The organism is Allorhizobium sp. Av2, assembly GCF_021462805.2.
Classification (GTDB): domain Bacteria; phylum Pseudomonadota; class Alphaproteobacteria; order Rhizobiales; family Rhizobiaceae; genus Allorhizobium; species Allorhizobium vitis_G.
Map to the genome: position 1 here is coordinate 1,079,065 of NZ_CP192696.1, position 14,943 is coordinate 1,094,007.

Annotated in this window: 14 protein-coding genes; 13 read left to right on the top strand and 1 reads right to left on the bottom strand. The window is 57.2% G+C overall.

Features of this window, described 5'->3' with window-relative positions:
- Positions 1–97: 97 nt before the first annotated feature.
- From nuoG to mce, 11 genes are all read left to right on the top strand, one after another.
- Positions 98–2,179 carry an NADH-quinone oxidoreductase subunit NuoG gene (gene nuoG, locus FS819_RS05150; protein WP_156550723.1) on the top strand — a complete coding sequence of 694 codons (2,082 nt, stop codon included), beginning with the start codon at positions 98–100 and terminating at the stop codon, positions 2,177–2,179.
- Positions 2,180–2,191: 12 nt separating this feature from the next.
- Positions 2,192–3,235 carry an NADH-quinone oxidoreductase subunit NuoH gene (gene nuoH / locus FS819_RS05155; RefSeq protein WP_156629834.1) on the top strand — a complete coding sequence of 348 codons (1,044 nt, stop codon included), beginning with the start codon at positions 2,192–2,194 and terminating at the stop codon, positions 3,233–3,235.
- Between the two features lie 40 nt (positions 3,236–3,275).
- Positions 3,276–3,767, top strand: coding sequence for an NADH-quinone oxidoreductase subunit NuoI (gene nuoI, locus FS819_RS05160; RefSeq protein ID WP_015915657.1), 492 nt, complete (start codon positions 3,276–3,278; stop codon positions 3,765–3,767).
- Positions 3,768–3,921: 154 nt separating this feature from the next.
- Positions 3,922–4,536, top strand: coding sequence for an NADH-quinone oxidoreductase subunit J (locus tag FS819_RS05165; protein WP_156550722.1), 615 nt, complete (start codon positions 3,922–3,924; stop codon positions 4,534–4,536).
- Positions 4,537–4,568: 32 nt separating this feature from the next.
- The gene (gene nuoK / locus FS819_RS05170; protein ID WP_015915659.1) at positions 4,569–4,877 is read left to right on the top strand and encodes an NADH-quinone oxidoreductase subunit NuoK; all 309 of its coding nucleotides are present in this window, start codon (positions 4,569–4,571) and stop codon (positions 4,875–4,877) included.
- A 7-nt stretch (positions 4,878–4,884) separates the two neighbouring features.
- On the top strand, positions 4,885–6,876 hold the full coding sequence (gene nuoL / locus FS819_RS05175; RefSeq protein ID WP_156533295.1) for an NADH-quinone oxidoreductase subunit L: 1,992 nt from the start codon (positions 4,885–4,887) through the stop codon (positions 6,874–6,876).
- Positions 6,876–8,387 (top strand): NADH-quinone oxidoreductase subunit M, encoded by a 1,512-nt coding sequence (locus FS819_RS05180; RefSeq protein ID WP_156533294.1) that lies wholly within the window; start codon positions 6,876–6,878, stop codon positions 8,385–8,387. Before nuoL ends, FS819_RS05180 begins: the two co-directional genes overlap by 1 nt.
- Positions 8,388–8,404: 17 nt before the next feature.
- Positions 8,405–9,844, top strand: a complete 1,440-nt coding sequence (gene nuoN / locus FS819_RS05185; RefSeq protein ID WP_156550721.1) for an NADH-quinone oxidoreductase subunit NuoN — start codon at positions 8,405–8,407, stop codon at positions 9,842–9,844.
- Entirely contained in the window at positions 9,841–10,629 is a 789-nt protein-coding gene (locus FS819_RS05190; protein WP_156550720.1) for a biotin--[acetyl-CoA-carboxylase] ligase, read from the top strand. The genes nuoN and FS819_RS05190 overlap by 4 nt, the downstream gene beginning before the upstream one ends.
- On the top strand, positions 10,626–12,293 hold the full coding sequence (locus FS819_RS05195; RefSeq protein ID WP_156550719.1) for a ribonuclease J: 1,668 nt from the start codon (positions 10,626–10,628) through the stop codon (positions 12,291–12,293). Before FS819_RS05190 ends, FS819_RS05195 begins: the two co-directional genes overlap by 4 nt.
- Before the next feature lie 120 nt (positions 12,294–12,413).
- A complete protein-coding gene (gene mce, locus FS819_RS05200; protein ID WP_156550718.1) occupies positions 12,414–12,818 on the top strand; it encodes a methylmalonyl-CoA epimerase in 405 nt (134 codons plus the stop codon).
- Between the two features lie 30 nt (positions 12,819–12,848).
- Here mce and FS819_RS05205 read toward each other — a convergent pair whose 3' ends face one another.
- Positions 12,849–13,247, bottom strand: coding sequence for a RidA family protein (locus tag FS819_RS05205; protein WP_156550738.1), 399 nt, complete (start codon positions 13,245–13,247; stop codon positions 12,849–12,851).
- Positions 13,248–13,404: 157 nt separating this feature from the next.
- Between FS819_RS05205 and FS819_RS05210 the strand changes: the two genes are divergently transcribed.
- Positions 13,405–13,998 (top strand): TetR/AcrR family transcriptional regulator, encoded by a 594-nt coding sequence (locus FS819_RS05210; protein WP_156550717.1) that lies wholly within the window; start codon positions 13,405–13,407, stop codon positions 13,996–13,998.
- Positions 13,999–14,154: 156 nt separating this feature from the next.
- The gene (locus FS819_RS05215) at positions 14,155–14,424 is read left to right on the top strand and encodes a DUF1467 family protein (protein WP_060715757.1); all 270 of its coding nucleotides are present in this window, start codon (positions 14,155–14,157) and stop codon (positions 14,422–14,424) included.
- Positions 14,425–14,943: the final 519 nt, after the last annotated feature.

Sequence of the window (14,943 nt, forward strand, 5' to 3'; positions counted from 1 at the left end):
CGAGAACTGAGACATGCGTAGCGGAAAATCCTGTGCGATTTTCCTGGCCGGACTGAAGAAGCGGCGGCTGCGATGGACGTGAGACAGGAAGGCGAATATGGCAAAGCTGAAAGTCGACGGTAAGGAGATCGAGGTTCCCGATCATTTCACGCTGCTTCAAGCGTGCGAGGAAGCGGGTGCCGAAGTTCCGCGTTTTTGTTTCCACGAGCGGCTTTCGGTAGCCGGCAATTGCCGTATGTGCCTTGTCGAGGTGAAGGGCGGTCCGCCAAAGCCGGCAGCCTCCTGCGCCATGGGCGTGCGCGATATCCGTGGTGGTCCGAATGGCGAGTTGCCGGAAGTCTATACCAATACGCCAATGGTCAAGAAGGCGCGCGAAGGGGTGATGGAGTTCCTCCTCATCAACCATCCGCTCGATTGTCCGATCTGCGACCAGGGCGGCGAGTGCGACTTGCAAGACCAGGCCATGGCCTTCGGTATCGACAGTTCCCGCTATGGCGAGGACAAGCGCGCCGTCGAGGACAAGTATATCGGACCGCTGGTCAAGACGGTGATGAACCGTTGCATTCACTGCACGCGCTGCGTCCGCTTCACCACCGAAGTGGCTGGCGTTGCCGAACTTGGCCTGATCGGTCGCGGCGAGGATGCCGAAATCACCACCTATCTCGAACAGGCGATGACCTCGGAATTGCAGGGCAATGTCGTTGATCTCTGCCCGGTCGGCGCGCTGACTTCCAAGCCTTTTGCCTTCACGGCCCGTCCGTGGGAATTGGGCAAGACCGAATCGGTCGATGTGATGGATGCGCTGGGTTCGGCAATCCGCGTCGATACGCGCGGTCGCGAAGTGATGCGTGTCATGCCGCGCGTCAATGACAGCATCAATGAAGAGTGGATTTCCGATAAGAGCCGCTTCATCTGGGACGGATTGAAGACCCAGCGTCTTGACCGGCCTTATGTGCGGCGCAATGGACGCCTCCAGCCTGCAACCTGGCCGGAAGCCTTCGCCGAAATCAAGACTGCCGTTTCGGCCACCAATGGCTCGAAGATTGGCGCGATTGCTGGCGATCTGGCCTCCGTCGAGGAAATGTATGCGCTGAAGGAACTGCTGACCTCGCTTGGTTCCACGAGCTATGATTGTCGCCAGGATGGCACGGCGCTCGATCCGGTTCTGGGGCGTTCGTCCTATATCCTCAACTCGACCATCGAGGGCATCGAGGACGCCGACGCGCTGCTGTTGATCGGTTGCAATCCGCGCCTTGAAGCGGCGGTCATGAATGCGCGTATCCGCAAGCGGTGGCGCCGTGGTGGCTTCCCGATTGGTGTAATCGGCGAAAACGCCGACCTGCGCTATGACTATAGCTATCTGGGTGCGGGTACGGATACGCTTTCCGATCTGGCGGCTGGCAAGAACAGCTTCTTTGATGCGTTGAAGACGGCTGCCAAGCCCTTGATCATCATTGGCCAGGGCGCCTTGACCCGTGGTGATGGCGCTGCCGTGCTGGCGCAGGTCGCAGCGCTTGCTGTTGCCGTGGGTGCTGTCAGCGAAAGCTGGAACGGCTTTGGCGTTCTGCATACCGCCGCGTCGCGCGTCGGTGGCCTCGATCTCGGCTTCGTGCCGGGGCAGGGGGGCAAGACAGCGGCTGAAATGCCTGGTGCAATGGATGTTATCTTCCTGCTTGGTGCCGATGAACTGGATCTGTCGGCCAAGACGGCCAAACTGACGATCTATATCGGTTCGCATGGCGATAACGGTGCCCAGAATGCCGATGTTATCTTGCCGGCTGCCGCCTATACGGAAAAGTCGGGCACCTGGGTGAATACGGAAGGTCGCGTCCAGCTTGGCAATCGCGCTGGCTTCGCGCCGGGCGAAGCCCGCGAAGACTGGGCTGTGCTGCGCGCGCTCTCGGACGTGCTCGGCAAGAAGTTGCCGTTCGATTCGCTTGGCCAACTGCGACAGAAGCTCTATCAGGCCTATCCGCATTTTGCCGCGCTTGACGAGATTGCCGAAGGCAATCCGGCGGAAATCGACGCCTTGGCAAAAAAAGGCGGGAACATGACCCAATCCGGGTTTGCGTCTCCGATCAAAGACTTCTATTTGACAAACCCGATTGCACGCGCGTCTGCGGTGATGGCCGAGTGTTCGGCATTGGCCCGCAATAATTTCAAGGCTGCGGCAGAGTAAGGGCAAGGGACCATGGACAGTTTCGTTTCTACCTATGTGTGGCCGGCGGCCATCATGATCGGCCAGTCCCTGCTGCTGCTGGTCTGCCTGCTGGTGTTCATTGCCTATATCCTGTTGGCAGACCGCAAAATCTGGGCAGCGGTGCAATTGCGCCGTGGTCCGAATGTGGTGGGTCCCTGGGGGCTTTTCCAGTCCTTCGCCGACCTTTTGAAATTCGTGTTCAAGGAACCGATCATTCCGGCCGGCGCCAATAAGGCCGTTTTCCTCCTGGCACCGCTTGTGGCCGTGACGCTGGCGCTGGCGACCTGGGCGGTTATTCCGCTCAACCAGGGCTGGGTAATTGCCAATATCAATGTCGGCATTCTCTATGTGTTTGCGATTTGCTCGCTGGAAGTCTACGGCATCATCATGGGGGGCTGGGCGTCTAACTCGAAATACCCATTCCTCGGTGCGTTGCGCTCTGCGGCGCAGATGGTCTCCTACGAAGTGTCGATCGGCTTCGTCATCGTCACGGTGCTGTTGTGTGCGGGATCTCTGAACCTCACCGACATCGTCAATTCCCAGAACCATGGTCTCGGCACAATGATGGGCATGCCGTCCTCGCTGCTTGATTGGCATTGGTTGTCGCTGTTTCCGATGTTTGTGATCTTTTTCATCTCGGCGCTGGCGGAAACCAATCGTCCTCCCTTCGACCTGCCTGAAGCGGAATCCGAACTGGTTGCCGGCTTCATGGTGGAATACGGATCGACCCCTTACATGATGTTCATGCTGGGCGAATATGCGGCCATCGTGCTGATGTGCGCCCTGACCACCATCCTGTTCCTGGGGGGCTGGTTGCCGCCGTTGGACATTGCCGTACTCAACTGGGTGCCGGGCATTATCTGGTTCATCCTCAAGGCGACGCTGGTGTTCTTCATGTTCGGCATCACCAAGGCGATCGTTCCACGCTACCGTTATGACCAGTTGATGCGCCTGGGCTGGAAAGTGTTCCTGCCGCTGTCGCTGGCCATGGTGGTTATTGTTGCATTCGTGTTGAAACTGGGGGGCTGGGCATGAGCCTTCACCCTGCAGATTTCGGCAGAATTGGAGTTTGAAGATGGCAAGTGTTTCCCAGGCTGTCCGCTCGCTGTTTCTGAAAGAGTTCGTCAACGCATTTTTCCTGTCGATGCGTTACTTTTTCAAGCAGAAGGCGACCGTGAACTATCCGTTTGAGAAGGGCCCTGTCAGCCCGCGCTTTCGCGGCGAGCATGCGTTGCGCCGCTATCCCAATGGCGAGGAACGTTGCATTGCCTGCAAATTATGCGAGGCGATCTGTCCGGCCCAGGCGATCACCATCGAAGCTGGCCCGCGCCGCAACGATGGCACGCGCCGCACGGTTCGTTACGATATCGACATGGTAAAATGCATCTATTGCGGCTTCTGCCAGGAAGCCTGCCCGGTCGATGCGATCGTCGAAGGTCCGAATTTCGAATTCTCGACGGAATCACGCGAAGAACTCTATTTCGACAAGGCCAAGCTTCTGGCCAATGGAGATCGGTGGGAGCGGGAAATTGCGCGCAATCTTGCGCAGGATGCTCCCTACCGCTGAGATCGTCTTTTGAGGAAACCGATGGCGGCTGGACATGATCTGTCCGTCCCGGTTTGAAATTGAAACGAAATGCATGGATGGTCCGGCCCGGGCCACTGGCATTTCATGGGACACGGCCGCGCCGCGCTCCTGGGGAAGATGAAAAGGCACCATCATGGGTCTTCAGGCAATCTTTTTCTACCTTTTCGCCTTTGTCGCGATTGCGTCGGCGTTCATGGTTATTTCGTCACGCAATCCGGTTCATTCGGTTTTGTTCCTCATCCTCACCTTCGTCAACGCGGCTGGTCTGTTCATGCTGACGGGCGCCGAGTTCCTGGCGATGATCCTGCTGGTTGTCTATGTCGGCGCGGTTGCAGTGCTCTTCCTGTTCGTGGTGATGATGCTGGACATCGACTTCACGGAATTGAGGGCAGGGGCTTCGAAACATGGTCCCCTGGCGGCCTTGATCGGTGCCATCGTTGCAGCTGAACTGATCTTCGTGATTGGCGGCTCGGTCATCTCGCCTGCTGCTAAGGAGGCGATCACCATGCCGATCCCGGCACTGGCGGACCGTCAGAACACGGCGGCGCTCGGCGATGTGCTCTATACCAATTATGTCTTCTTCTTCCAAATTGCCGGCCTTGTGCTGCTGGTGGCCATGATCGGCGCCATCGTGCTGACGCTGCGTCACCGCCAGCACATCAAGCGGCAGAATATTGCACACCAGGTTGCACGTGGACCGGCGACTGCCATCAAGGTGGTCAAGGTCAAGCCCGGCCAGGGCATCTGAGCTGAAGGCAAGGGATCTCAAGGAAACGAACAATGGAAATCGGACTTTCCCATTATCTCACCGTCAGCGCGATCCTGTTCATGCTGGGCGTCTTCGGTATCTTCCTGAACCGAAAGAACATCATCGTTATCCTGATGTCGGTGGAACTCATTCTTCTGGCGGTCAACGTCAACATGGTGGCCTTCTCGTCATTCCTCAATGACATCGTCGGCCAGGTTTTCGCGCTGTTTATCCTGACCGTCGCGGCTGCGGAAGCCGCGATCGGCCTTGCTATCCTCGTTGTCTTCTACCGCAACCGCGGATCGATCGCCGTTGAAGACGTCAACATGATGAAGGGCTGATACGGCTATGCTATTGTATAAGACAATCGTCTTTCTTCCGCTGCTTGGCGCGCTCATCGCCGGCCTGTTCGGTCGCCAGATCGGTGCCAAGGCATCGGAATTCATCACCACCGGCTTCATGGTGCTGACTGCGGCCCTGTCCTGGTACGTGTTCATCTCGGTTGGCTTCGGTCATTCTGAGCTGATCAAGGTTCCTGTGCTGCGCTGGATTCAGGTCGGTGGCATCGACGTTGAATGGGCGCTGAGGATCGATACGCTGACAGCGGTCATGCTGGTGGTGGTCAACAGCGTCTCGACGCTGGTGCATCTCTATTCCATCGGCTACATGCATCACGATCCGCATCGTCCGCGCTTTTTCAGCTATCTGTCGCTGTTTACCTTCGCAATGTTGATGCTGGTCACGTCAGACAATCTCCTGCAGATGTTCTTCGGCTGGGAAGGCGTCGGTCTGGCCTCTTATCTGCTGATCGGTTTCTGGTTCAAGAAGCCTTCGGCAACGGCTGCTGCCATGAAAGCCTTCATCGTCAACCGTGTGGGCGACTTTGGCTTTATTCTCGGCATCGCCACGCTGTTCGTGCTGTTCGGTTCGATCAATTTCGAAACGATCTTCGCTTCTGCCCAGACATATCTGCCAGCCGAAGGCGCGCCTGCCGGTGACGCTGTCATCAATCTGTTCGGTATGCATCTCGACAAGGGTCATGCGGTCACCGCAGCCTGCCTGCTGCTGTTCATGGGCGCCATGGGTAAGTCGGCGCAGTTCCTGCTGCATACCTGGCTGCCGGATGCGATGGAGGGGCCGACACCGGTTTCGGCTCTGATCCACGCGGCAACCATGGTCACCGCCGGTGTCTTCCTCGTCGCCCGCATGTCGCCGGTCTTCGAACTGTCGCCGGATGCCCTGATGGTCGTCACCATCGTCGGTGCGATCACTGCCTTCTTTGCGGCAACTGTCGGTCTCGTGCAGAACGACATCAAACGGGTGATTGCCTATTCGACCTGCTCGCAGCTCGGCTACATGTTCGTGGCGCTTGGCGTCGGTGCTTATGGGGCGGCTATTTTCCACCTGTTCACGCACGCATTCTTCAAGGCCCTGTTGTTCCTTGGTGCCGGTTCGGTCATTCATGCCGTGGATGGCGAGCAGGACATGCGTCACATGGGGGGCTTACGCAAGCATATCCCAGTGACCTTCTGGGCGATGACCATCGGCAATCTGGCGCTGACAGGTGTCGGCATTCCGGGAACGATGATCGGTACGGCAGGCTTCTTCTCCAAGGATGCGATTATCGAATCCTCCTTTGCCGCTGGCACAGGCGTTTCAACCTTTGCCTTCGTGCTTCTGGTCATTGCCGCCCTGTTCACCAGCTTCTATTCGTGGCGTCTGGCGTTCATGACCTTCTTCGGCAAGCCGCGCGCCTCGCACGAAGTCATGCATCATGTGCATGAATCACCTCAGGTCATGCTGGTGCCGCTTTACCTTCTGACCGCAGGAGCCTTGTTCGCTGGCTTTATCTTCCATGACTATTTCTTCGGCGAAGCCTATGCCGAGTTCTGGAAGGGCGCATTGTTTACCGGTGCGCATAATGAAGTCCTCCACGAGGTCCATCACGTTCCGACCTGGGTGAAGCTGAGCCCGTTCGTTGCCATGCTCGTCGGCCTGGTCACCGCTTGGTACATGTATATCAAGTCGCCGGAAACGCCGAAGAAACTGGCGCAAAGCCAGTGGCTTCTCTACCAATTCCTGCTCAACAAGTGGTATTTCGACGAGCTCTATGACTTCCTTTTCGTGCGGTCGGCCAAGGCGCTTGGACGGTTCCTTTGGAAGAAGGGCGATGTTGCCACCATTGATGCCTATGGTCCGAATGGCGTTGCTGCCGGGGTCGCAGGTCTGACGCAGCGGGTTGTCCGGCTGCAATCCGGCTATCTCTACCACTATGCGTTCGCAATGCTGCTCGGAATTGCAGCGCTTATTACCTGGATGATGCTCGGGAGTTCGATCTGATGACCGATTGGCCAATTCTTTCAACGGTCACCTTTCTGCCGCTGGTCGGGGTTGCCCTGCTGCTGCTGATGAATGGCGACACTCCATCCGGACGCCGGAACGTTCTCAACATTTCGTTGTTGACGACGGTTGCGACCTTCATTGTGTCGCTGTTCATCTGGATCGGCTTCGATAACGCCAATCCAGGCTTCCAGATGGTGGAAAATCATCCCTGGCTCGGCACCGGCATTGCCTATCACCTCGGCGTCGATGGCATTTCCATGCTGTTCGTGGTGTTGACGGCGTTCCTCATGCCGTTCTGCGTGCTCGCCAGCTGGACCTCGGTCCAGAAGCGGATCAAGGAATACATGATCGCCTTCCTCATTCTTGAAGTGATGATGGTCGGCGTGTTCGTGTCGCTGGATATCGTGCTGTTCTACGTGTTCTTCGAGGCTGGCCTGATCCCGATGTTCATCATCATCGGTGTCTGGGGTGGCAAGGATCGCGTCTACGCTTCCTATAAGTTCTTCCTTTATACGCTGCTTGGCTCCGTGCTGATGATGCTGGCGATCATGGCGATGTACTGGGATGCCGGCACGACCGATATCGCAGCGCTTCTGGCTCATAAATTCCCGCCGCATTTGCAGACGGTGCTATGGCTGGCCTTCTTCGCTTCCTTCGCGGTGAAGATGCCGATGTGGCCTGTCCACACCTGGCTTCCCGATGCTCACGTCCAGGCGCCGACCGCTGGTTCGGTCATTCTGGCGGGGATCATGCTGAAGCTCGGTGGTTATGGGTTCATTCGCTTTTCGCTGGCGATGTTCCCGCTTGCCTCCGACTATTTCGCACCAGCGGTCTTTGCGCTCTCCGTTATCGCCATCATCTACACCTCGCTTGTGGCGCTGATGCAGGAGGATATGAAGAAGCTGATCGCCTATTCCTCCATTGCTCACATGGGCTATGTGACGATGGGTATCTTTGCTGCCAATACCCAAGGCTTGCAGGGTGCGGTTTTCCAGATGATCAGCCACGGCTTTGTTTCAGGCGCGCTGTTTCTCTGCGTCGGCGTGATCTATGATCGCATGCATACCCGCGAAATCGTCGCCTATGGCGGTCTCGCCAACAACATGCCGAAATACGCGCTGGCCTTTATGATCTTCACTATGGCCAATGTCGGCCTGCCTGGCACCTCGGGCTTTATCGGCGAATTCCTGACGCTGATCGGTGCGTTCCGGGCCAATAGCTGGGTGGCATTGTTTGCTGCCACCGGCGTTATCCTGTCGGCAGCCTACGCGCTCTGGCTCTATCGCCGGGTCGTTTTCGGGGCGCTGGACAAGGAGAGCCTGAAAGCGCTTCTCGATCTGTCCTTCCGCGAAAAGGTCACGCTTTATCCGTTGATCGCGCTCACCATCCTGTTCGGTGTCTATCCGGCCCCGATCTTCGACGTGACGACGGCTTCGGTGGACGCGCTTTTGAATAACTACACCGCTGCTCTGCAGGCTGCGCAAAATGTTGCGCTCCTGGTGAACTGACGACAGGATCATTGGACATGAATGCTGAAACTCTCCTTGCAAGCCTGCATCTCGTCACGCCGGAGCTCCTGCTTGCGGTTGGCGCGCTGGTATTGCTGATGATCGGCGTGTTCACCAACAAGACCTCGTTGGTGACGGGCCTGGCGGTGGCGCTTCTGGCCGCCGCCTGCGCGTGGATCCTGTTGATGCCCGCCGATGGTGTCGCCTTCGGCGGTGCCTATATCTCCGACGGCTATGCCCGTTTCATGAAGGTCCTGGCCCTGATCGGTTCCATTACCACCATGGTGATGGCGGTCGGTCAGGCACGTGCCAACGATCTCGACAAGTTCGAGTTTCCGGTCTTGCTGGTGCTGGCGACGCTGGGCATTCTGTTGATGATCTCGGCCAATAGCCTGATCTCTCTTTATATGTCGCTGGAGCTCCAGTCTCTAGCGCTCTACGTCATCGCCGCCATGAACCGCGACAGCGCGCGGTCTTCGGAAGCTGGCCTGAAATATTTCGTGCTTGGTGCCCTGTCGTCGGGCATGTTGCTCTACGGCATGTCTCTGGTCTACGGCTTCACCGGCAATGTGGAGTTCGACAAGATCGCTGCCGTCCTGGCCGCTGGTCACACCAATCTTGGACTTATTTTCGGTCTGGTCTTCGTGCTTGCCGGTCTCGCCTTCAAGATCTCGGCTGTTCCCTTTCATATGTGGACACCGGACGTTTACGAAGGCGCGCCGACACCTGTCACGGCCTTTCTTGCCGCCGCCCCAAAGGTTGGCGCCATGGCGATCCTGGTGCGCATCGTCATCGACGCCTTCCAGCCGATCACCGCTGAATGGCAGCAGATCGTCGTGTTCATCGCGATCGCCTCCATGGTTCTGGGTTCGGTTGCTGCCATCGGCCAACGCAATATCAAGCGCCTGATGGCCTATTCCTCCATTGGTCATATGGGTTACGCTCTGGTCGGTCTGGCCGCTGGCTCCAAGCAGGGCATCGAGGGCGTTCTGCTCTATATGCTGATCTACCTGATCATGAATCTCGGTACCTTCGCCTGCATCATGGCGATGCGGACCAAGGAGGGGGAAGCGCTCGAAACAGTGGATGATCTGGCTGGTCTGTCGCAGACCCGTCCGTTCATGGCCTTCGTTCTGACGGCACTGATGTTCTCGTTGGCCGGTATTCCGCCGCTCGCTGGCTTCTTCGGGAAGTATTTCGTCTTCCTGGCCGCTATCGAGGCACATCTCTATGCCCTGGCGATCATCGGTGTTCTGGCCTCGGTTATCGGCGCCTACTACTACCTGCGCCTCGTCAAGGTCATGTGGTTCGACGATGCCAAAATCGAGTTTGCCGCGACGTCTGGCACGTTGCGGGTGGTCTTTGGCCTGTCCGGTCTGTTCGTCATTGCCTATGTGTTGATCGGTGGTCCGATCGGCAGTGCGGCGTCGGCAGCGGCAGCGACCTTGTTCCGTTGAGCGACTATTCCACCCATCGTCGGAAGGCGCTCGACGCCTTCCGACATATTGCGCTGGACGAGGTGGATTCCACCAACCAGCAGTGCCTGATCAGGGCCCGTGACGGTGATCCGGGAAATCTCTGGATCACGGCCAACCGCCAGACAGGCGGCCGGGGTCGTCGTGGCAGGCCTTGGGCCTCCGAGCCCGGCAATCTCTATAGCTCTCTTTTATTGATCGATCCGGCGCCTTTGGCCGATCTGGCCTCGCTGCCGCTGGCCGTGGCCGTGGCCGTGCATGATGCGATTGGCGTCGTATTGCCGTCGGTTGCGCCGCCTTTGGAAATCAAATGGCCGAATGACGTGCTGATCGGTCGTGCCAAAACCTCCGGCATCCTGCTGGAAGCGGAGCGGACGCCGGATGGCCGCAACGCCCTGGTTATCGGCATCGGCATCAATCTTCGTTTCAAGCCCACGGAAACGCCGTATCCGACGGCTTCGCTCGCCGAGCATGGCGCAGCGGTGACGCCTGACGAGCTTTTCACGCATCTTTTTGCCGCCATGGCCGATGCCCTGGCGCTTTGGGATCGGGGTCGCGGCGTCAAGGCAGTGATGCAGCGCTGGCGGCAGGTGGCGTGTGGGATCGGCGAGAAAATCACCGTCAATCTCCCGGATCGGTCGATTTCCGGTGTGTTTTCAGGAATCGATGATAAAGGGATATTATTGCTCGACCGGGGCTCGCTAGGCATCACGCCAGTTGCGGCGGGAGATGTGTTTTTCGAGCCGAATGGGCCAAGGAAAGAATGACAAAGACAGACGAACTGGTATTTCTGCCGCTGGGCGGCGTAGGTGAAATTGGCATGAACCTGGCGCTTTACGGCTTTGGCCCGCCGAAGAACCGGGAGTGGATCATGGTGGATTGCGGCGTGACCTTCCCTGGTCCCGATCTGCCCGGCGTGGATCTGGTTCTGCCTGACATCCGCTTCGTTCTCTCGCAGAAAAACCGGCTCAAGGCTATCTTCATCACCCACGCGCATGAAGATCATTATGGCGGATTGAATGATATCTGGCCGGGCCTGAATGTACCTGTGTATGCCTCTGGTTTTACCGCTGGCATGCTGGAGGCCAAGCGCAATTATGAGGGAACCCGGGCTGAAATTCCGGTAACGCCCTTCAAGCCAGGCGACAAGGTCCATGTCGGTCCTTTCGTTGTCGAGGCTTCGGATGTCAATCACTCGATTCCCGAGCCGATGTCGCTGATTATTCGCACGCCGCTTGGCAATGTCATCCATACCGGTGACTGGAAGATCGACCATGCGCCGTCGCTTGGCCCGCTGACCGATGAGGCGCGGTTCCGTGCTCTCGGCGACGAGGGCGTGCTGGCTGTCATGTGCGATAGCACCAACGCGATGCGCGAGGGCGTTTCTCCCTCCGAGCAGGAAGTCTCGGAAGGGTTGCGCAAGATCATCAAGACGGCGGAAGGACGCGTGGCAATTACCACGTTTTCCTCCAATGTCGGACGTATCCGCTCGATTGCCAAGGCGGCCGAGGCTGCTGGGCGCGAAGTGCTGCTGCTGGGCAGTTCCTTGAAGCGGGTCGTGGGGGTGGCGCGCGATGTCGGGCTGATGGAAGGCGTGCAGTCTTTTATCGCCGAGGACGAATATGGTTACATTCCCCGCGACAAAGTCGTGGTGATCCTGACTGGTAGCCAGGGTGAATCACGCGCGGCGCTTGCCAAGCTGTCTCGCGATGAAATGCGTAATGTGGCGCTGACCAAGGGCGACACGGTGGTTTTCTCGTCTCGTGCTATTCCGGGCAATGAAAAGCCCATCAACGATATCAAGAATGGTCTGATCGAGCAGGGTGTAACCATCGTTATCGATAGCGACGCGCTGGTACATGTCTCCGGTCATCCACGTCGCAACGAACTTTTGCAGATGTACCAATGGACGCGCCCGCAAATTCTCGTCCCTGTTCATGGCGAGGCGGCCCACCTGACGGCGCAGCAGAAACTGGCTCTGGAAGCTGGGATTGCGCAGGTGCCGAAAGTGCGCAATGGCGACATTCTGCGGCTGGCGCCTGGTCCTGCCGAAGTCATCGGTGAAGCGCCGTATGGCCGGGTCTTCAAGGATGGCAAGCTGCTGGGCGATTTCGAGCAGATGGGCATTGGTGAGCGGCGTAAGCTGTCTTTTGCAGGCCATGTCTCGGTCAGCGTCCTCCTGGACGAACGCTTCGAGTTCCGCGACGATCCGGAAGTGGTTGCCCATGGCCTGCCAGCGGAAGATTTGGAAGGCGATGACATGGAGGACATTCTCTATGACGCCGTTCTGAGCGCCGTCGAGAGCATTCCGCGCACACGGCGCAAGGATCTTGGCGCCCTGCGTGAAAGTATCCGTCGCGCTGTTCGCTCCACCGCCAATGAGTGCTGGGGCAAGAAGCCGGTCGTTACGGTTTTTGTGACCAAGGTCTGATTGCCGGAGCCGCTGGCAAGGGATATTTCTGGATCCGGAATAGGTCAGCTATCAACAGACATGGAGCGCCATTCATCTCGTGATAATGGCGCTCTATCTGCGCAGACATGGGAGAAGCGTATGCTGGGCCGGGTCAACCATATCGCCATCGCCGTGCCAGATCTTGGCTCTGCGGTGGAGACTTACGCTGACACGCTTGGCGCGACGGTTTCCGCTGCTCAAGCCTTGCCGGAGCATGGTGTGACGGTGGTTTTTGTCGAACTGCCAAATACCAAGGTCGAACTTCTGGAGCCGCTGGGCGATCACTCCCCGATCAAAGCCTTTCTGGAAAAATCGCCCAATGGTGGCATGCACCATATTTGCTATGAGGTCGATGATATTCACGCCGCGCGAGACCGCCTGATTGCCAAAGGTGCCCGCGTTTTGGGAGATGGCGAGCCGAAAATCGGCGCGCATGGCAAGCCGGTGCTTTTTCTGCATCCCAAGGATTTTACTGGGACATTGATCGAACTCGAGCAACTCTAGGTCATCCCTGATTCCTTTGATGGTTCTGTTTCAATGAATTTTTGGAATGCGGGCAATGACCTTTATTTCAAAATCGAAACCGGCAAGCCAGGTTACTCCAACGGCCGTCCAGTTCGGATAGGGTGCGCTGTGAAAGATCTCCTGCTTGACAGGCATTATGATTGGAAACTGCTGTTCGGGGTCCGTGTGAAACGTCGTTACATCGACGATATCCTCCAAGCCGCATCCCGCAGCACCCAAGACGGCCTTGAGATTTTCAAAAGCCAGTTGGACTTGACGCTTGAAATCAGGCTCGGGTGTTCCATCGTCACGGCTGCCGACCTGACCTGAGACAAACAACAGGTCACCGGAGCGGATGGCGGCGGAATATCCGTGTTTTTCGTAAAGAGCATGTCGGTTGGCAGGAAAGATTGCTTCGTGTTCAGCCATTTTTCTCTCTTTTCTGGGGGGGCGGATGACAATGCGAGTGGGTCCGCATGACATTTCACAATGCAGCCGGTATTTCATATACGGAACGTATACAAAGTAACTGCATGCGAGCTGCATGTCAAATTCGCATACATGTCGTATATGAAGTGAGGTCTGAATGGCAAAGTCCCGACGAGAAACCATGGAGGAAAACCGCGTCAAGTTGATCGCGGCTGGACGAAAAGCCTTTGCTGAAAAGGGCTATGCGGCGGCGTCCATGGACGAGTTGACCGCCCATGCGGGGCTGACGCGCGGTGCGCTGTATCATAACTTTGGCGACAAGCGCGGTCTGCTGGCGGCGGTTGTCGACCAGATCGATTCGGAAATGGCCGCGCGCGCCCAGCAAATCGGTTTTCATGCCGCGACGGACTGGCAGCGCCTGCTGGCTGAGGGCGTGGCCTATATCGAAATGGCAATGGAGCCGGAGGTGCAGCGTATCGTGTTGCTTGACGGCCCGGCAGTGTTGGGTGACCCCTCCCAATGGCCAAGCCAGAACACTTGTCTTCAGATCACCCGGCGGGCCTTGGAGAGCCTTATTGCTCAGGAAGTCCTAAAGCCGGTTGATGCGGAAGCCGCCGCACGGCTTCTGAGCGGGGCCGCCCTTGATGCGGCACTTTGGATTGCGGCCAGCGACGATCCAGAAAATGTCTTGCCAAAGGCGGTCGAGGCTTTCCGCGCCATGGCTGAAGGCCTACTTCGCAATCCGCGTTGATTGGTTTTCCAAAGCTGCCGGATTGTAGAATCACAGTGTGAAAGGCGCACACGATAGGCTCGGGTTTTCCCCAGAACCGGTTTTCACTTTTCGGCCCGATGCTGTAGATTGTGTTCTTGCGACTGTGTTCGGGGTGCATTTCGGGGAGGAAGAGTGATGTCCTGGGTTACCGGTGGAGCGATCTATTTCATTCTCTGGTGGGTCACGCTGTTTGCTGTCCTGCCCTTTGGAGTGCGGACGCAGGACGAAGAAAGCGACATCGTTCCAGGCACTGTGGCCAGCGCCCCAGCAGGCTTCCGCTTCTGGCGGGTGATGGGCACCACGACGATTGTTGCCGCCGTCATCTTTTTTGGCTGGAATTTCGTGTCGGGCTATTTCGGCTTCAGTTTTTCCGATCTGCCGCACGTTATGCCTGATATTCGCTGAGGCTCGATATTCGCTAAGCCCCGATATTCGCTAAGCAATGCGTGTGTCCTGTAAGCGGAAACACCGTATGGGCAAAAAAAAACAAGGCCCGAAGACCTTGTTATTGAAATGTCGCGTGACCTTTCACCAATTAAGGGGCTGCGAATGACCGCGCCTAAGATCTGATCCTCCCAAGACTTTAACCGCGAATTCGGCAGAAATTTAAGCTTTCTGCCTGTTTTGTGAGCGTAAACTAGCTCAACAAGGCAGACTTGTCATCAACTTTTTGCATTTTTGTTACAGCTTTCTAAAAAAAGAATTCCCGCTGGAAATTTTTGCTGATTTGTCAATATTTTGACATGGTTAGGCTTTGAGCGAATGCTCAGGTCAGAGTGATTTGCCCCGATTTTGGTGCAAGGCCTTGGTGCTTTTGCCGGGTGTTCAGCCCTGAGCCAGTCGGGACAAGTCTATCTTCAAGGTGTCTCTGTATGAAGCGGATCTTGCGCGGCACCTTGTTATCCTTCGCCGCCGTGAACAAAC